Here is a 16516-nt window from a genome sequence, read left to right on the forward strand (position 1 = left end):
AAGAACCCCGCTGCTGCATACGACCGAAGGGACGACGAGCAGCGCCGAGCCTTGAATCTCTCGCGGCGAGGTTAACAACTAATTGCTGCGATGCAATACGTCACTTGCCGTGACCAATGCTTCTTTCGTTCAAGGTGTTGAAAATCCGCCTTGAATGGCCGAGCCGGCTCACTGTGCGTTGCAAAGTGTGTAGGAAATGTGTCCGGCGCGTGTCGCCGGACAGCAGACCATGATCCCCAAGTCTTCGGAAAAGATCATGGTTCAGGAGATAGTGGCGTCAGACACGCGCGCCATGCAGACGGCGGTGTGACCCGAGCCGATGAAGCCGAGCTGGCTGGCGGCGCCCTTCGACAGGTCGAGCACACGGCCCCTGATGAACGGACCGCGATCGTTGATGCGCACGACGACGCTGCGGCCATTGTTCTTGTTGGTCACCTTCAGCTTTGTGCCGAAGGGCAAGGTGCGGTGCGCGGCGGTCATCGCCGAGGGGTTCATGCGCTCGCCGGAGGCCGTGCGGGAGTGCAGCGCGTACCAGGAGGCACGGCCGCACTGGGCGGCCGCGGAGGAGGCCGAGGCGCCGACCATCAGGCCAGCCGCTACCGTTACCGCGACAAGCGCGGTTTGCTTGGTTTTCAACATGTTGGGGGAATGGCTCCGTTTAGACAGACCCCAGCCGTTAAGGAACGATTAAGGCACGAAATGCGGCAATGATCTGGCGGTTCCGTGGCGGAAGCACACGTTTGGAGTCGGCAGGAAACAGTTTGTCATGAGTCTTCCCGCATCGGGCAGCGTATCTGTGATGAACATCACGCTGGTTCCCAGTCAGTTCTGGCAAGATCGAGCGTTAACAAGCAAGTAGAGATGGACGCGATCGGATCGCTTCCTTTGGCTCTTTCATTGCCGCAGTGACGCTGTTGACGATCGACTTGGAAAGGGAATTCCACCGATGCGGTTGATGAGGAATTTGCTGGCGCTGATCGTGCTCGCCATCGGCCTGATGTGGTCGCTGCAAGGCATCGGCCTTGTGCCGGGAAGCTTCATGACCGGCCAGTCGCAATGGCTCTACATCGGTCTCGTCACCATGCTGGTCGGCCTGCTCGGTCTGGGTTGGGCAAACCGCTCGCGTATCTGACTGGGCCGGCCTGCGAGTTCGCCCACGGGCTCGGTCGGTGCTGATGGAACTGGCGATCCTTGCCCTTGAGACGCCAAGCTCGATGCCGCCCGCCACCGAAGCGCGACCTTTGCCGACGCTGACGACCATGACCGTCGGCAAGGGCGGCGCCGCATGTCCGGTTGCACAGGCGGCGCCCGATGGCTTCAGGCTGCCTTTGCCGCCGGCTTGGCCGCCTTGACGTGAGTGACGCTACGGCGTCCGTCGACGCTGATCGGCACATCGCCGTCGACGGTGGCGCGGCGCATGATCCGGTGCTGGCTTCCATAGTCATTCACCGCATAATGCTGGGTGGCTCGATTGTCCCAGATTGCGACGTCGCCAGCCTGCCACCGCCACCGCACGGTATTCTCGGGGGTGGTCACATAGGTTTGGAACAACTCGTAGAGTTTCGAGGAGTCGCTCTTTGATAGGCCGACAAAGCGCTGGACGAAGTTGCCCAGCAGCAGCGAACGTTCCCCGGTTTCCGGATGCACGCGCACAACAGGGTGCTCGGTTTCGTAGATGGTCGAGGTGAAGACCTCCTCGAAATGTTTCTTTTCCTCGACCGTCGCGCGAGGACGAACGGCAGCGTAGTCGTAGGCATTGCTGTGAATGGCCCAGAGATTGTCTGCCAATAATTTGAGCGGTGTCGGCAGGCTTTCATATGCGGCATGTGTGTTGGACCAGATGGTATCGCCTCCGGCCGGTGGAATGACGACGCCGCGAAGGACGGAGAACTTCGGATAGGCGTCCACGAATGTAACGTCCGTGTGCCATTGGTCCGCGCGGCCCCCGCCGCGGCTCGAATCCAGATTGAGGATGGAAGCGGTGCCTGCCAGCGGCCCTTGCGTGGGATGAGGCACAAGATCCCCCAGGCGCCGCGCGAACAGTTCATGCTCGGAATCGTCGAGATGCTGCTGAGCACGGAAGAAGATGACTTTGTGCTTCAAAAGAAGCTGATTGATCGATGCTATGGTGGCATCTGACAGGTTTCCACCAAGGCGAATGCCTCTGATTTCCGCTCCCACGCGGGCGGTTAGCGGAATAGCATCGGTCGCAGGAATGATCTGGTCGGTAGGGGCCGGGTTGCTCACAGGAATCTCCTCGTTTCTTTTGGGGGGAAAAGGCAGGTCAACTGAGGTTCATCACTGGGACCAGTATTGCCAGGCCCAGTAAAAGCCTTCGTCACGCGGCGGCAGGCGGTCGCGCTCGGCGTCGAGCTGCACCGGCGCCGGCGACCTCGGCTGATGTTCAAGCGGCCGGCTCTCCCTGGTCCAGGCGAGCAGCCAATTGCCGAAATGGGCGAACAGCATGGTGGTGGAATGGGTCATCGTCATTCTCTCCAATCATTCCCGTCCCGCCCACGGAACGAGCTGGCGCTCGACCCGGCGGATGATGAATTCCAGCACGAAGGCGATTGTCGCGATCACCAGTATGCCCATCACCACGACGTCGGTGACGAGGAACTGGGCGGCCGACTGGATCATGAAGCCGAGCCCGCGCGTCGCCGCCACCAGTTCGGCGGCGACCAGCGTCGACCAGCCAGCGCCGAGCGCGATGCGCAAGCCAGTCAGGATCGACGGCAGCGCGCTGGGCAGGATCACATGCCGGACAAGCTGGAAGCGGCTGGCACCGAGCGCGCGCGCGGCGTTGATGCGCTCCTGCGAGACGCCGCGCACGCCTGACGCCGTCGACAGCGCCACCGGCGCCAGCATGGCAATGGTGATCACCAGGATCTTCGACGGCTCGCCGATGCCGAACCAGATGACGACCAGCGGCAGATAGGAGCGGTGGGATCGGCCGCAGAAATTCGAGCAGCGGATCGAAAATGCCGCGCCCGATGGTGCTGATGCCGATGGCCAGCCCGACCGGAACGCCGACGAGGATAGCCACGAAGAGCGCCGCGAACACGCGGCCGAGGCTGGTAATGACGTGTTGCGCGAGTGTTGCGTCGACAAAGCCGTCGCGGGCGACGACGACGAACTTGGTCCACACCGCGACAGGCGAAGGCAGAAAGACCGGTGACACCAGCTGCAGGCGGGCCGACAGAGCCCATGCCGCCAGCACCGCCAGGATGGTGATGGCGCTGACCGCGCGTGCCGAAATCCCGTGCCGTTTCGAGCGCGGCCGCGACCACGGCACCGACAGGGTGTCGGTCTCTTCGCTCTTGGCGAGGGCCCGTTCCGTGTAGGAGGAAATTGTCACGCCGCCTCTCCTTCGAAGATCGCATCGGTCAGTTCACCGCGCGCCGCCGCGAAGGCCGGGTCGGCCTTGATGCTGCGAATGGCTTCACCGGATGCGTAGCGCCGGCTGAAGCCGGTCTCGAAAATCCGCACCACCCGCCCCGGTCCGGGCGCCAGCACGACGATGCGGGTGGCCAGCACCAGCGCTTCCTCGATGCCGTGCGTGACCATCAGCACGCCGACACGGCTTGCCGCCCACAGATCGAGCAGCGTCGTCTGCATGCGCTCGCGCGTCAGGGCGTCGAGCGCGCCGAGCGGCTCGTCGAGCAAGAGGAACTCAGGTTCGGCGGCGAGCGCGCGGGCCAGGCCGGCGCGCTGGCGCATGCCGCCGGAAAGCTCCCAGATGCGCTTGTCGCCGGCGCCGTCCAGCTTGACCAGCTTGAGCATCGCGTCAGCGCGGCGTGCCCGCTCGCCAGACGGCACGCCGCGCAGCCTGAGAGCAAAGGCGACATTCTCGCGCGCGGTCAGCCACGGGAACAGCGCATCGTTCTGGAACACTACGGCACGGTCCGGGCCAGGTGCCGTGATCGGCCGGCCGCCGATGCTGGCGCTGCCGCGCGCCGGCTCGACCAGCCCGGCGGCGACGTTGAGCAACGAGGTCTTGCCGCAGCCGGAGCGGCCGACCAGCACGACGAAATCGCCCTTGGCGACGTTGATCGAGACACGCTCGACGGCTGGCGCTGCCTGGCCTTCGTAGTGCACCGAGACCTTATCAAGCACGAGTTGAGGCATGGTCCCTCGCAGTAGGTTCTACAAATCCACCTGCCCGAAACCGCTCCTCGTCAGCGGTCCGGGCAGGCAGCACGCCTCGCGCGTCAGTTCGAGGCCAGCGCCTCGCTGACATATTTCGACGACACGTATTTCGAGTAGTCGGGCAGCACGGCGTCGATCTTGCCCTGCTCCTTGAGGAAGGCCGAAGCCGCCTCGATCGCCTTGACCGTGCCGCCGCCGAGGAATTTGTCGGAGGCCTGCTCCTCGAGCGTCGGGAAGACATAGCCCTTGAGCAGCTGAGGCACCTCTTCCAGCTTGGCGCCGGTGATCCTGGCGATCTTGGCCGCCTGCGGCGACGACACCGACCAAGCGTCGGGCTTGGCCAGGAAGTCGGCATAGGCGGCGCCCGTCACCTTGACGAAATCGCGCACCGCTTCCGGGTGCTTTTCGGCAAAGTCGGTGCGCACGATCCAGGCATCGAAGGTCGGCGCGCCCCAGGCAGCAACCTGCGAGGAATCCAGCACCACCTTGCCCGAAGTCTTGATCTGACCGAGCGCCGGATCCCAGACATAGGCCGCGTCGATGTCGCCGCGCGCGAAGGCGGCGGCGATCTCCGGTGGCCTGAGATTGAGGATCTCGACCGACTTCGGATCGACGCCTTCATGCTTCAGCGCGGCAAGCAGGCTGTAATGCGTCGTCGAGACGAACGGCACCGCCACCTTCTTGCCGGCAAGGTCGGCGATCTTCTCGATACCCGCGCCGTTGCGGGCGACCAGCGCTTCGGATTCGCCGATCAGGCCGACGACGAAGATGGTCTGGATCGGCAGCTCGCGGCTGGCCGCGGCTGCCAGCGGGCTCGATCCGACGTAGCCGATATCGACCGAACCGGAAGCCACCGCTGCGATGACATCGGCGCCGGAATCGAATTTGCGCCAGTCGATCGCGGCCTTGGTCGCCTTCTCATAGGTGCCGTCGGCCTGCGGCACTTTCGAGGGTTCGACCACGGTCTGGTAGCCGATGGTGATTTTGAGATCGTCGGCCTGTGCTGGGCCGAGGAAGGCGGCACCGGCAAGTGCCGCTGACGAGAGCAGGATGATGCGTCGTGAAATGATCGACATGATGGGCTCCATGAAAAAGCGGAATTCGGGTTGCCTTTTCATAGTCCGCTAGTTCTATCGTTCTTGTAGAGTTAAATCCTTCCAAGCGAGGCGGGTTGTGTGGAAAAAAGCCACTGGCGACAGGCTGGCGCCGCGCAAAGGGCGACTGTGATGGGCGCGGCCGCGGTAGGTGGCAGGGTGGCCGAAGCCTGCGAGTTTCGTCATCCCAGGGTCTCCGCGACGTCGCCTCGCTCCTGCTCCGCCCTGGGATGGCGAAGCGAATGCGGCCACCGACTGCCAAGAACCGAGATTTCCAGGAGAAGCCTCGTTCGACAAATCCATGCTTCAAACTCACGCCGAATTGAAACCCCATTCCCTGTCTTCGGGAGTAAATATAGTATTCTTATCGACATTAGGGAGTTGAGAACGATGAGCGACCATACCCACTGCATCCCGGCGATCGCTCGTGGCATCGGGTTCGAGCCGCAGGCTCCTGTCCGTGCAAGGCGGGTTTCTGTGCCCTCGGCGTCACAAGCCCGGCCTAAAATCGCTAAAGCGGCTTGAAAACCAAGCAAAATCAACAGCAATTGGCTTGTATATCATGTCACTAGAATTTATGTGTCATGACAGCTTGGACGCGGCGGGGAGGCACGCCAAGCGTTTCGCAACCGATGGCGCCATGCCATCGCAGGACAGAGAAACGTTCGGCTCATGCTCACCAAAAAGGGCAAGTACGGCCTCAAGGCGCTCGTCCATCTCGCGCAATTGCCGGTTGGGCAACTCGCCTTCGTCGGCGATATCGCCGCTGGCAACAACATCCCGAAGAAATTCCTCGACGCCATCCTCGGCGAATTGCGCAATGCCGGCTTCGTCCAGAGCCGCAAGGGCAAGGAAGGTGGTTATCGCCTGGCGCGCCCGGCCGACGAGATCAAGGTTGGCCATGTCGTGCGCGTGCTCGACGGGCCGCTTGCGCCGATCCCTTGCGCCAGCCGTACCCAATACCAGCGCTGCGAAGACTGCAACGAGGCGACATGCCAAGTCCGACATCTGATGCTGGAGGTCCGGCAGGCGATCGCCGAGGTGCTGGATCAGCGCAGCCTCGCCGAGATGCGCGATATCGGCCTCGACGACCTTACGGCTGTGGCGAAGATCCAGGTCTGAACACGCCAAGGCAGGCGGTGCGCGCATGACCATCGGGCGCGCAAACTCGATCATCATCGTCGGCGGCGGCGCAAGTGGCGTCGTGCTTGCCGCGCATCTGCTGAAATCGCCCAATCCCGACTTGCGCGTCACGCTGATCGAGAAGCGTCCGCATTTCGGCCAGGGCATGGCCTATTCGACGCTGCTGTCGGCACATGTGCTCAATGTCAGCGCGGCCGGCATGAGCGCCTATGCCGACGATCCAGGCAATTTCTGGCGCTGGCTGCTGGAGCGCGGTCTGGCAAGTCAGGAGCAGGCGCCGGTCTATGCGCCGCGCAGCCTCTATGCCCGCTATCTGAAGGAGTTGCTCGATGAACTCGAGGCCCGTGAACGCGAGACCGGCCGCTTGCGCCTGATCCGCGAGGAGAGCCTGTCGATCTCGCCCACCGCTTCCGGGGTCGAGGTGGCTTTGGCCAACGGCACCAGCGTGGTTGCCCATCTCGCCGTGCTCGCCACCGGTCATGACGAGCAGCCCGGCGCCGGCCAGGGTCACGCGATCAGGATGGGGACGGAAGCCGATACGGCGCTCGACCCTGACGCCCGAGTCCTTGTGCTAGGCACCGGCCTCAGCATGGTCGATGCTTTTCTCTCGCTCGAGCAACGTGGCCATAAGGGCGAGATCGTCGCCGTGTCCCGGCGCGGCCTGCTGCCTTCGCCGCACCGCAAGGGCAATCCGATCAAGCTCGATGTCGCCGATATCCCGCTCGGCACCCAGCTTTCCTATTTCGTCAGCTGGTTCCGCGACCTGATCCGCGAAAACCAACGGGCCGGCATCGACTGGCGCGACGTCGTCGATGGTCTGCGGCCCTTCAACCAGAAGATCTGGCAGAACTGGCCGTCTTCGGCCAAGCGCCGCTTCGTCGAGCACACCAAGGCCTGGTGGGACATCCACAGGCATCGCCTGGCGCCCCAGGTCCATGCCCGCGTCACCGACGCGGTGCAATCCGGCCGCATCCGTCCCGTCGCCGGGCGCGTCGTCGGCATCGAGGCGGACGACGCCTTCACGGTGCAGATCCAGTCCCGCCACACGCAGGCGCTCGAAACGCTCGAAGTCGCCCGCCTCTATGATTGCACCGGCATCGCCAGGGACATCTCGACCACCTCGAACAGCGTCGTGCGCTCGCTGGTCGAGCGCGGGCTGGCGCGGCCGGACCCGCTGCGGCTCGGCCTCGACGTGTCGGCCAATTGCGAGATCATCGGCAGTGACGGGAGCGTATCGGCCAAGATCCTCGCCGTCGGGCCGCTGACCAGGGGCACCTTCTTCGAGATCGACGCCATCCCGGATATCCGCGTTCAGTGCGCAAGGCTGAGCAAGCAGCTGCTGGGGTAGGCTGTACTGATATTCAGGTGATGCCGGCTGCGAACAGCGGCTTCCTGCACTTCCGGTGCTCACGTACTTTAAGTACGCTCCGCTCCGGTTCTCGGAAACCACTGCTCTCGACTCGGCCTGACCTGAATCTCGGCACAGCCTGGCACCATGCGGGCCGAAGGCAGTGGAATTTCATTCCCCGTCTGGCCGTCGGATTGGCACGGTCTATCTTCTTTCCAACGGCGATCGGCTGGAAAAGACGCTAGGTTTGACCATGGAGCCTCTGATATGAGCGCGCATAGAACCGCCGCACCCGGCAGTCCCCCTTCGGACGGCGCAACGTCCCGCCTGCGTCCGCCCTATGCATCGGTGCTCGACCTGATCGGGCAGACGCCCATCGTTGAACTGACCAAATTCGATACCGGCAAGTGCCGGCTGTTCATCAAGCTCGAAAGCCAGAACCCCGGCGGCTCGATCAAGGATCGCATCGCGCTGTCGATGATCGCCGCCGCCGAGAAACAGGGCAAGCTCAAGCGCGGCGGCACCATCGTCGAGGCGACCGCCGGCAATACCGGACTCGGCCTTGCCCAGGTCGGCATCCCCAAGGGCTACCGCATCATCCTCGTCGTGCCCGACAAGATGTCACGCGAAAAAATCCAGCATCTGCGCGCGCTCGGCGCCGAGGTGCGCATGACGCGCTCCGATGTCGGCAAGGGCCATCCGGAATATTACCAGGACATGGCAGAGAAGATCGCATCGGAAGTGCCCGGTGCCTTCTACGCCAACCAGTTCGCCAACCCGGCCAACCCACTGGCGCATGAGACCACCACCGGCCCCGAAATCTTCGCCCAGCTCGAAGGCGACATCGACGCCGTGGTCGTCGGCGTCGGCTCCGGCGGCACGCTGACCGGGCTTGGCCGCTATTTCGCGAAAGTGTCGCCGAAGACCGAGATGGTGCTGGCCGATCCGGTCGGCTCGGTGCTGGCGCCGCTGATCAAGACCGGCAAGATGGAAGAGGCCGGCAGCTGGACCGTGGAAGGCATCGGCGAGGACTTTGTGCCGCCCAATGCCGACCTGTCGCTGGTCAAAAAAGCCTACTCCATCCCCGACAAGCAAAGCATGCTGGCGGTGCGCGATCTTCTGTCCCGGGAAGGCATTTTGGCCGGCTCGTCGTCCGGCACGCTGCTGTCGGCGGCCCTTCGCTATTGCCGCGAGCAGACGTCAGCCAAGCGTGTCGTCACCTTCGTCTGCGACAGCGGCAACAAATATCTGTCGAAGGTGTTCGACGATTTCTGGCTGGCCGAGCAGGGCCTTGCCGAGCACGAACAGCATGGCGATCTGCGCGACCTGGTGATGCGCTCGCACCGCACCGGCGATACGGTCTCTATCGGTCCGGACGAAAGCCTGCTCAACGCCTATGGCCGCATGCGCCGCTCCGATGTCTCGCAGCTGCCGGTGCTCGACGACGGCAAGCTCGTCGGCATCGTCGATGAAAGCGATATCCTGGCCAAGGTCGACGGCCCCTATGACGGCCGCTGGGAGCGTTTCAACGCGCCGGTCCGCACCGCCATGACCTCCAGCTTGCACACACTGCAGGCCAGCCAGACGCTCGATGCGCTGTTGCCGGTCTTCGACCGCAACGAAGTTGCCATCATCTTCGACGGCGACGAGTTCGTCGGCCTGATAACCCGCATCGACCTGATCAACCATTTGAGGCGCGCACGATGACCATCAACGCACAAGGCAAGAACCGTCTGGCCTTTTCGACGCGCACCATCCATGGCGGCCAGAGCCATGATCCGCTGACCGGCGCGGTGATGGTGCCGATCTACGCCACCTCCACCTACGGCCAGCAGTCGCCCGGCGTGCACAAGGGTTTTGAGTACGCCCGCAGCCAGAACCCGACCCGCTTCGCCTTCGAGCGCGCGGTGGCCGATCTCGAAAGCGGCACCGCCGCCTTCGCCTTCGCCTCCGGCCTGGCCTCGATCTCGACCGTGCTGGAGCTGCTCGATTCCGGCGCCCACATCGTCGCCACCGACGACATCTATGGTGGCACCTTCCGTTTGCTGGAGCGGGTGCGCAAGCGCTCGGCGGGCCTCCAGGTCTCTTTCGCCGACTTCACCGATCTCGGCGCGGTCGAGGCCGCGATCCGCCCGGAGACAAAACTGCTCTGGGTCGAGACGCCGACCAACCCGCTGCTGCGCGTCGTCGATCTCGAAGGTGTTGCCGCCCTGGCGAAACGGAAGGGCCTGCTCTCCGTCGCCGACAACACTTTCTGCAGCCCCTATCTGCAGCGGCCTCTGGAGCTTGGCATCGACATCGTCGTCCACTCGACGACGAAGTACCTCAACGGCCATTCCGACATGGTCGGCGGCGTGGCGATCGTCGGTGACAACAAGGACCTGGCCGACCGGCTGAAATTCCTCCAAAACGCCATCGGCGCCATTTCCGGCCCGTTCGACAGCTTTCTGGCGCTGCGCGGCATCAAGACGCTGGCGCTGCGGATGGAGCGCCATTCCTCGAATGGTTTGAAGATCGCGCAATGGCTGGAAGGCCGCGCCGACGTGCGCCGCGTCATCTATCCCGGCCTCGCCAGCCATCCGCAGCATGAGATCGCGAAACGCCAGATGCATGCCTTCGGCGGCATGATCTCGGTCGAGCTCGACCGCGACCTTGCCGGCACCAAACGCTTCCTCGAGCGCACGCAACTGTTCACGCTGGCCGAAAGCCTCGGCGGCGTCGAAAGCCTGATCGAGCACCCGGCGCTGATGACCCACGGCTCGATCCCCGCCGAAAAGCGCGGCGCCATCGGCATCTCCGATTCGCTGGTCAGGCTCTCCGCCGGTATCGAGGATGGGGATGATCTGATTGCGGACCTGGATCAGGCGCTGCGGGCCTAAGCGACTCCTGGCCCTGGCCCATAAGTCCGGACTTTGCAATTTCGGATTCCACTCTAAAGTGTGCCGACTTTGCGATCTCCGGAGGCGTCATGCGCGTGATCGTGCTGGGTGGCGGCGTCGTTGGCGTCACCACTGCCTATCAGCTGCAGAAGGACGGGCACGAGGTCGTGCTCCTCGAGCGCCAGCACCAAGTCGCTGCTGAGACCAGCTGGGGCAATGCCGGCATGATCGCGCCGGGACATTCCTTCGTCTGGTCGTCGCCCAGGGCGCCGATGATCCTGCTGAAATCGCTGGTGCTGAAGGACCAGGCGCTGCGCTTCAAGATTTCGGCCGATCCCAGGCTCTACAGCTGGTCGTGGCTATTCCTGTTGGAATGCACGGCCGAGAAGGCGCGGCGCAACACGCTGCTCAAGCACCGGCTCGCCGCCTATTCGCAGTCCGTCCTGCGCGAGGTCGTCGCCGACGAGGCCATCGACTACGACCGCAACGACCGCGGCATCCTCTATTTCCACCGCAGCCAGCAGGCGCTCGACAAGGGTGTCGAGCATATGAAGCTGCTCGAGTCCGATGGGCAGGTGATAAAAGTGCTCGACCGCGACGGCGTCGTCGCACTCGATCCATCACTGGCCTCCGCGAAGGAGAAGATCGCCGGCGGCATCTATTGCCCGACCGACGAGACCGGCGATCCGGCGAAATTCACCAGGGCGCTGGCGGCGAAAGTCGTCGAGCGCGGCGGCGCTATCCATACCGGCACGACCATCACCGGCATCGAGACATCGGGCGACGGGGTTGCCCAGGTGCTGACCGACAAGGGGCCGTTCAAGGGTGACGCCTATGTGCTGGCGCTCGGCTCCTACAGTCCGGTGCTTGCCAGGACGATCGGCATCAGCCTGCCGATCTATCCGATCAAGGGCTATTCGCTGACCATTCCCGTCGGCAACCGGCCGCAGCCGCCGACGATTGCTTCCGTCGACGAGCACAATCTGGTCGCCATCTCGCGCTTCGGCGACCGCATCCGCGTCACCGCCACGGCGGAGTTCGCCGGCTACGACACCAGCCACAAGCCCGCCGATTTCGCCTTCATGAAAGGCGTGACCGAAGAACTCTATCCCGAAGGCGCCGATTACGACCGCGCCGAAATGTGGGCGGGGCTGCGGCCGATGACGCCGAACAATCTGCCCGCCTTCGGGCGGCAGCGCCTGCGCAACCTCTACCTCAACACCGGGCATGGCCATATCGGCTGGACCATGTCGCACGGTTCGGCCCGCATCACCGCCGATCTGGTCGCCGGTCGCACGCCGGCCATTTCCATGGACGGACTTTTGAACTGAGAGCATGATCCCGGCCCGTCCCTGGGATCAGAAGTGACGATGAAAGGGTACGCCATGTCCGCCCGCCTTGCCGCCGCCCGCCTTCCCTCTTCCGGACCGATCGATCTCGGCGTTCTGCCGTCGGAGCTCGACGGCGGCCTCGCCTCACGCGCCGCGATCGGCCTTGCCATCCTGGCCACCGACCAGACGCTGGAACATGAATTCCGCGCCCTGGTGCGCATTCCCGGCGTCGCCTTCTACGAGGCCCGCGTCTTCAACGACCACGACATCACGCCGGACACGCTGCGCGCCATCGGCCCGAGGATCGCGCCATGCGTCGACCTCATCCTGCCCAGCATCCCGCTCGACGTCGTTGGCTTCGGCTGCACCTCGGCGACGATGACGCTCGGCGAGGAGGCGGTGTTCGCCGAGATCCGGAAGGCGCGGCCCGGTGTCGCCTGCACCACGCCGGTCACCGGGGCACTTGCCGCCTTCAAGGCGCTTGGCGTCAAGGGTATCGGCCTGCTGACGCCCTATTCACCCCGCATCAACGAAGGCCTCGTCGCCTATTTCACCGGCCGTGGCCTCGACATAGCGGCCGTCGCCACCTTCGACCGGCAGGACGACCGCGAGGCCGCCCGTATCTCGCTCGCCTCGATCGAGGCCGCGGCGGAAAAAATGGCGGCGGCACCGGGGGTGGAGGCGATCTTCATCTCCTGCACCAGCCTGCGCGTCGCCGAAGCGGTGGCCGGCCTCGAGGAGCGCATCGGCATCCCCGTCACCTCCAGCAACCATGCCATGGCCTGGCATTGTTTGCGGCTTGCGGGGATTGACGACGTCGTACCCGCAGGCGGCAGGCTGTTCGGGTTGCCGGCCAGCTGATCGCCAGCGGCGAGGGGTTCGAAATCCGCGGATTAACGAATCGGAAGTCTTTGCTTAACCGTTCGCGGCTATGTCCCGCCCTGGGGGGCATGACAGAGTGAGTACGATGAGCGACAGCCCAGACAAGCGCAGCGAATGGCGCGCCATTTTTCATGTGCAGGCCCGCGTCGCCATCCTGTTCGTGCCGGTCGTCGCCAGCCTGCTGATCATAGCGGCACTTGCCGGCAACCAACGCAAAACCGTTCCCGATGCCATCGACCGCACCGTCACCGGCTCCGTGCGATAAACGGCGCAACGGCCGGCGCAGAGCGCCTGTCGGCACGAAACCGCCCCGGCGAATGCAAACTCAATAAAAGCGCGGGATTGGGCCGTTCTGCGGTGTGGTGCGATCGCCGAGGTCGAGAAAAACCTCGTCGACATAGCACCAGGCCCAGCCTTCCGGCGGGTCGTAGCCTTCGATGATCGGATGGCTCGTGGCGTGAAAATGCTTGGTGGCGTGGCGATTGGGCGAGTCGTCGCAGCAACCGACATGGCCGCAGGTGCGGCAGAGCCGCAGATGCACCCACCACGAGCCGCTCTTCAGGCATTCCTCGCAGCCGAGCGCGCTCGGCGTCACGTCCTGGATGTCGCTCGCATGTCTGCATTCGTCCGCCATCACTGTCTCCTGGCCGCTTGAGGCGCGACGGCGTCGCCGCGCGCGAGATAGGCGTGCAATGCCGCCACCACCTGGGCGCCTTCGCCGACGGCGGCGGCCACCCGCTTGACCGAGCCGGAGCGCACGTCGCCGATGGCGAACACCCCGCTGCGGCTCGTCTCCATCAGGCCATGCGCCGGTGCAAGGTCCGGTCCGGTGCACACGAAACCCCTGGCGTCCAGCGCCACATTGCATTGCGCCAGCCAGTCGGTGTTGGGGTCGGCGCCGATGAACAGGAAGAGATGGCGGATGGGGCGCGTCGTTTCTTCGCCGGTGGCCCGGTTGCGCCAGCGCACCTGATCGAGACTGCCCTCATGGCCTTCCAGCGCCTCGATCTCCGTCTCGGTCAGCACCTCGATGTTCGGCTGCGCCTTGATGCGCTCGACCAGGTAGCGCGACATGGTCGCATCGAGACTGCCGCGGCGCGCCAGCAGCGCGACCTTGCGCACTTGGCTGGCCAGATAGACTGCCGCTTGACCGGCCGAATTGCCGGCGCCGACCAGCGCCACCTCCTGGCCGCCGCACAGCCGCGCTTCGATCGGCGAGGCCCAATAATGCACGGATGTCCCCTCGAATTGCGCCAGGTTGGCGACATCGAGGCGGCGGTAGCGCGCGCCGCTCGCGATCACCACGGTGCGCGCCCGCACGGTTTCGCCGTCGCCGACATCGAGCGTGTAGCCGCCGGCAGCGGCGCTGAGCAGCCTGGCTTCGTCGGGGATGACCATCTCGACCCCGAACTTCTGCGCCTGGTTGTAGGCGCGCGCCATCAGCGCCATTCCCGAGATGCCGGTCGGGAAGCCGAGATAGTTTTCGATGCGCGCGGAGGCGCCGGCCTGGCCGCCGAAGGCGCGGCAATCGAGCACGATCGTCGACAGGCCTTCGGAGGCCGCATAGACCGCGGCCGCCAGCCCCGCTGGTCCCGCGCCGACAATGGCCACGTCATAGACTTTTGTGGTGTCAATCGGCCGCAGCAGGCCGATGCAGCGGGCGAGTTCGCCCTCGCCTGGATTGAGCAGCAGCTTGCCGTTCGGACAGAGCACGATCGGCAGGTGATGCGGGTCGACATGAAAGCGCTCGATCAGGGTTTTCGCGCACGGATCGGCGTCGGAATCGAGCGCACGGTGCGGCTGGCCGCTGCGGGCCAGAAAACCCTGCAGCCGCAATGTGTCGCCATTGCCGGCGGGTCCGATGATGACCGGCCCGCTCGTGCCGCTTTCCAGCAGTCCGACCCGGCGCAGGATCAGCGCCCGCATAATGCGCTCGCCGAGATTGGCCTCCTGCACCATCAGGTCGCGCAGCCGCTGCGAGGGGATGACGAAGGCCTCGACCGGCTGGGTGGCCTCGGCATTGACCAGCGACGGGCGGCTCGAAAGCTGCGCCAATTCGCCGATGAAGTTGCCCGCACCGTGGGTGACGATCGTCTCGCGCCGGCCAAGCCCGGCATCCTGGGTGATATCAACCGTCCCCGACAGGACGACGATCAGGCCGGGCGCCACCTCGCCGGCCGTGACGATGTGTTCGCCGGCGGCGTAGGCACTGGCCTCGCCGAACCGGCGCATGCGCTCGATGTCCGCCTCGGCCAGGATGGGAAACATCTGGTCGCGACGGGTGATGGTGATCGGGCTGGTGGATTGAGCCATGGCCTGGACCGTAGCGCCGTGGTCGTTGGGTTTGAAGCGGTTTATTGAGGAGCTAGCCGCGAGGGCAGGTCGCACCGTCACCTCAAGAGAAGACGATCGGGTTGCCCTCTCGCTCGGCGCACGCAATCAGGGCATCGAGCCCTGCGACGAACTCTACGATCACAGGGGTGTCGACGGAACGAAGAGCATCGAGCTCCTTGCGGAGCTGGCCGAAAGCAGACGCCTTGATCACGTCTCCTACATGGCTGCCGGAGTAGAGCACCTGAGTTTGCAGCACGGAGTCGGGATCCATCAGAATGTCGGCAACGAGATCTCGAAGATAGTAGACCGTGTTGATGTTTCCAACACGATGATCGAGCGCCACAGCCGCTGCCCAAGGGTCATCCAGGCGCAGCGACTCCAGGTCGACCTCACCCGTTTCCTCGTCGGCCAGCGACAAATCGGCGCCGTACTCCGCCTTTAAAGAAGCGAGCTGCTTGAAGACAACGAAATCGAGACCCATTGACCCGCTCCGACGTCCCTGCGATCCGCTTAACGTGTTGATCCCGTTGGTAGTCGGGAAAAATGGTGCCCAGAAGAGGACTCGAACCTCCACTCCTTGCGGAACACGGACCTGAACCGTGCGCGTCTACCAATTCCGCCATCTGGGCTGGTGCGGGCTCATGTAAGCGGGCAAGCGACGGGTGTCAACGCGCTTTTTTCAAGCGGCCCAACCTGTTGCCGGCTCAGCCTTCCAGCACTTCCTTCGACGCCACGGTGGAATCGGCGTTGAGCTTGTAGATCACCGGCACGCCGGTGCCGAGTTCCAGCTTGACGATCTCCTCGCCGCTCTTGCCGTCCAGCGCCATGATCAGCGCGCGCAGCGAATTGCCGTGTGCCGCGACCAGCACGGTTTCGCCGCGCAGCACATGCGGTTGCAGATCGTGCAAATAGTAAGGCCAGACCCGCGCCCCGGTGTCCTTCAGGCTTTCGCCGCCGGGCGGCGAGACGTCGTAGGAACGGCGCCAGACGTGCACCTGCTCCTCGCCCCACTTCTTGCGCGCATCGTCCTTGTTGAGGCCGGAGAGGTCGCCATAGTCGCGCTCGTTCAGCGCCTGGTCGCGGATCGTCTTCAGCTCGCTCTGGCCAACCGCGTCGAGAATGTGCTGGCAGGTCTTCTGCGCCCTGATCAGCGCCGAGGTGAAGGCGATGTCGAATTTCAGGCCGCGCGCCTCAAGCTTCGCACCTGCTTCCTTGGCCTCCTTGTGGCCCTGCTCGGTCAGGTCGACGTCGCGCCAGCCGGTGAACAGGTTCTTCAGGTTCCATTCGCTCTGGCCATGGCGCACGAGCACGAGAGTTCCCGACATGTTTGCTCCTTCGAGTTTAAGAGGCGAGTTT

General features: G+C 64.3%; 17 protein-coding genes, 1 tRNA gene and 1 pseudogene. 8 read left to right on the top strand and 11 right to left on the bottom strand.

All coding sequences use genetic code 11. The features are described from left to right. Positions 1–261: 261 nt before the first annotated feature. The gene (locus ACSQ3Z_RS03555; RefSeq protein WP_436169994.1) at positions 262–639 is read right to left on the bottom strand and encodes a septal ring lytic transglycosylase RlpA family protein; all 378 of its coding nucleotides are present in this window, start codon (positions 637–639) and stop codon (positions 262–264) included. Between the two features lie 307 nt (positions 640–946). On the opposite strand from ACSQ3Z_RS03555, the gene ACSQ3Z_RS03560 reads away from it, so the two are divergent. Beyond that, positions 947–1132 carry a hypothetical protein gene (locus tag ACSQ3Z_RS03560; RefSeq protein WP_436169995.1) on the top strand — a complete coding sequence of 62 codons (186 nt, stop codon included), beginning with the start codon at positions 947–949 and terminating at the stop codon, positions 1130–1132. 185 nt (positions 1133–1317) lie between these two features. Here the strand turns inward: ACSQ3Z_RS03560 and ACSQ3Z_RS03565 are convergent, their stop codons facing one another. From ACSQ3Z_RS03565 to tauA, 5 genes and pseudogenes are all read right to left on the bottom strand, one after another. Then, a complete protein-coding gene (locus tag ACSQ3Z_RS03565; RefSeq protein ID WP_436169996.1) occupies positions 1318–2247 on the bottom strand; it encodes a TauD/TfdA dioxygenase family protein in 930 nt (309 codons plus the stop codon). A gap of 51 nt (positions 2248–2298) precedes the next feature. Continuing rightward, entirely contained in the window at positions 2299–2484 is a 186-nt protein-coding gene (locus ACSQ3Z_RS03570; RefSeq protein WP_436169997.1) for a hypothetical protein, read from the bottom strand. Positions 2485–2499: 15 nt separating this feature from the next. Next, positions 2500–3358 (bottom strand): annotated as a pseudogene (locus tag ACSQ3Z_RS03575) (ABC transporter permease subunit). Next, entirely contained in the window at positions 3355–4128 is a 774-nt protein-coding gene (locus ACSQ3Z_RS03580) for a taurine ABC transporter ATP-binding protein (protein ID WP_436169998.1), read from the bottom strand. Before ACSQ3Z_RS03580 ends, ACSQ3Z_RS03575 begins: the two are co-directional and overlap by 4 nt. Before the next feature lie 83 nt (positions 4129–4211). Further along, a complete protein-coding gene (gene tauA, locus ACSQ3Z_RS03585) occupies positions 4212–5225 on the bottom strand; it encodes a taurine ABC transporter substrate-binding protein (protein WP_436169999.1) in 1014 nt (337 codons plus the stop codon). Positions 5226–5915: 690 nt separating this feature from the next. Between tauA and ACSQ3Z_RS03590 the strand changes: the two genes are divergently transcribed. The 7 genes from ACSQ3Z_RS03590 to ACSQ3Z_RS03620 all read left to right on the top strand — a co-directional run bounded on the left by ACSQ3Z_RS03590 (position 5916) and on the right by ACSQ3Z_RS03620 (position 13091). Beyond that, on the top strand, positions 5916–6365 hold the full coding sequence (locus tag ACSQ3Z_RS03590; protein ID WP_436170000.1) for an RrF2 family transcriptional regulator: 450 nt from the start codon (positions 5916–5918) through the stop codon (positions 6363–6365). Positions 6366–6390: 25 nt separating this feature from the next. After that, the gene (locus ACSQ3Z_RS03595) at positions 6391–7734 is read left to right on the top strand and encodes an FAD/NAD(P)-binding protein (protein ID WP_436170001.1); all 1344 of its coding nucleotides are present in this window, start codon (positions 6391–6393) and stop codon (positions 7732–7734) included. 267 nt (positions 7735–8001) lie between these two features. Then, complete coding sequence (locus tag ACSQ3Z_RS03600; protein ID WP_436170002.1) at positions 8002–9441, top strand: pyridoxal-phosphate dependent enzyme; 1440 nt, start codon at positions 8002–8004, stop codon at positions 9439–9441. Next, positions 9438–10613: a cystathionine gamma-synthase gene (locus ACSQ3Z_RS03605; protein ID WP_436170003.1), complete on the top strand. Its 1176-nt coding sequence runs from the start codon at positions 9438–9440 to the stop codon at positions 10611–10613. Before ACSQ3Z_RS03600 ends, ACSQ3Z_RS03605 begins: the two co-directional genes overlap by 4 nt. An 89-nt stretch (positions 10614–10702) precedes the next feature. Then, positions 10703–11944: a D-amino acid dehydrogenase gene (locus ACSQ3Z_RS03610; RefSeq protein ID WP_436170004.1), complete on the top strand. Its 1242-nt coding sequence runs from the start codon at positions 10703–10705 to the stop codon at positions 11942–11944. Positions 11945–11998: 54 nt separating this feature from the next. Further along, positions 11999–12805, top strand: coding sequence for a maleate cis-trans isomerase family protein (locus ACSQ3Z_RS03615; RefSeq protein WP_436170005.1), 807 nt, complete (start codon positions 11999–12001; stop codon positions 12803–12805). Positions 12806–12911: 106 nt separating this feature from the next. Next, positions 12912–13091, top strand: a complete 180-nt coding sequence (locus ACSQ3Z_RS03620) for a hypothetical protein (protein WP_436170006.1) — start codon at positions 12912–12914, stop codon at positions 13089–13091. 60 nt (positions 13092–13151) lie between these two features. Here ACSQ3Z_RS03620 and ACSQ3Z_RS03625 read toward each other — a convergent pair whose 3' ends face one another. From ACSQ3Z_RS03625 to ACSQ3Z_RS03645, 5 genes are all read right to left on the bottom strand, one after another. Next, entirely contained in the window at positions 13152–13460 is a 309-nt protein-coding gene (locus ACSQ3Z_RS03625; protein WP_436170007.1) for a UBP-type zinc finger domain-containing protein, read from the bottom strand. Continuing rightward, positions 13460–15139, bottom strand: coding sequence for an FAD-dependent oxidoreductase (locus tag ACSQ3Z_RS03630; protein WP_436170008.1), 1680 nt, complete (start codon positions 15137–15139; stop codon positions 13460–13462). Before ACSQ3Z_RS03630 ends, ACSQ3Z_RS03625 begins: the two co-directional genes overlap by 1 nt. A gap of 82 nt (positions 15140–15221) precedes the next feature. Further along, positions 15222–15641 (bottom strand): hypothetical protein, encoded by a 420-nt coding sequence (locus ACSQ3Z_RS03635; protein WP_436170009.1) that lies wholly within the window; start codon positions 15639–15641, stop codon positions 15222–15224. Positions 15642–15704: 63 nt separating this feature from the next. Continuing rightward, positions 15705–15789, bottom strand: a tRNA-Leu gene (locus ACSQ3Z_RS03640). Positions 15790–15864: 75 nt separating this feature from the next. Continuing rightward, the gene (locus ACSQ3Z_RS03645) at positions 15865–16485 is read right to left on the bottom strand and encodes a 2,3-bisphosphoglycerate-dependent phosphoglycerate mutase (RefSeq protein WP_436170010.1); all 621 of its coding nucleotides are present in this window, start codon (positions 16483–16485) and stop codon (positions 15865–15867) included. Positions 16486–16516: the final 31 nt, after the last annotated feature.

This window comes from Mesorhizobium sp. LjNodule214 (genome assembly GCF_964252735.1).
Lineage (GTDB): Bacteria > Pseudomonadota > Alphaproteobacteria > Rhizobiales > Rhizobiaceae > Mesorhizobium.

Excerpts from the sequence above, each read along its gene's own strand:
- ACSQ3Z_RS03555 (WP_436169994.1), bottom strand. The coding sequence starts at position 639 with ATGTTGAAAACCAAGCAAACCGCGCTTGTCGCGGTAACGGTAGCGGCT.
- ACSQ3Z_RS03560 (WP_436169995.1), top strand. The coding sequence starts at position 947 with ATGCGGTTGATGAGGAATTTGCTGGCGCTGATCGTGCTCGCCATCGGC.
- ACSQ3Z_RS03570 (WP_436169997.1), bottom strand. The coding sequence starts at position 2,484 with ATGACCCATTCCACCACCATGCTGTTCGCCCATTTCGGCAATTGGCTG.
- ACSQ3Z_RS03580 (WP_436169998.1), bottom strand. The coding sequence starts at position 4,128 with ATGCCTCAACTCGTGCTTGATAAGGTCTCGGTGCACTACGAAGGCCAG.
- tauA (WP_436169999.1), bottom strand. The coding sequence starts at position 5,225 with ATGTCGATCATTTCACGACGCATCATCCTGCTCTCGTCAGCGGCACTT.
- ACSQ3Z_RS03590 (WP_436170000.1), top strand. The coding sequence starts at position 5,916 with ATGCTCACCAAAAAGGGCAAGTACGGCCTCAAGGCGCTCGTCCATCTC.
- ACSQ3Z_RS03595 (WP_436170001.1), top strand. The coding sequence starts at position 6,391 with ATGACCATCGGGCGCGCAAACTCGATCATCATCGTCGGCGGCGGCGCA.
- ACSQ3Z_RS03600 (WP_436170002.1), top strand. The coding sequence starts at position 8,002 with ATGAGCGCGCATAGAACCGCCGCACCCGGCAGTCCCCCTTCGGACGGC.
- ACSQ3Z_RS03605 (WP_436170003.1), top strand. The coding sequence starts at position 9,438 with ATGACCATCAACGCACAAGGCAAGAACCGTCTGGCCTTTTCGACGCGC.
- ACSQ3Z_RS03610 (WP_436170004.1), top strand. The coding sequence starts at position 10,703 with ATGCGCGTGATCGTGCTGGGTGGCGGCGTCGTTGGCGTCACCACTGCC.
- ACSQ3Z_RS03615 (WP_436170005.1), top strand. The coding sequence starts at position 11,999 with ATGTCCGCCCGCCTTGCCGCCGCCCGCCTTCCCTCTTCCGGACCGATC.
- ACSQ3Z_RS03620 (WP_436170006.1), top strand. The coding sequence starts at position 12,912 with ATGAGCGACAGCCCAGACAAGCGCAGCGAATGGCGCGCCATTTTTCAT.
- ACSQ3Z_RS03625 (WP_436170007.1), bottom strand. The coding sequence starts at position 13,460 with ATGGCGGACGAATGCAGACATGCGAGCGACATCCAGGACGTGACGCCG.
- ACSQ3Z_RS03630 (WP_436170008.1), bottom strand. The coding sequence starts at position 15,139 with ATGGCTCAATCCACCAGCCCGATCACCATCACCCGTCGCGACCAGATG.
- ACSQ3Z_RS03635 (WP_436170009.1), bottom strand. The coding sequence starts at position 15,641 with ATGGGTCTCGATTTCGTTGTCTTCAAGCAGCTCGCTTCTTTAAAGGCG.
- ACSQ3Z_RS03645 (WP_436170010.1), bottom strand. The coding sequence starts at position 16,485 with ATGTCGGGAACTCTCGTGCTCGTGCGCCATGGCCAGAGCGAATGGAAC.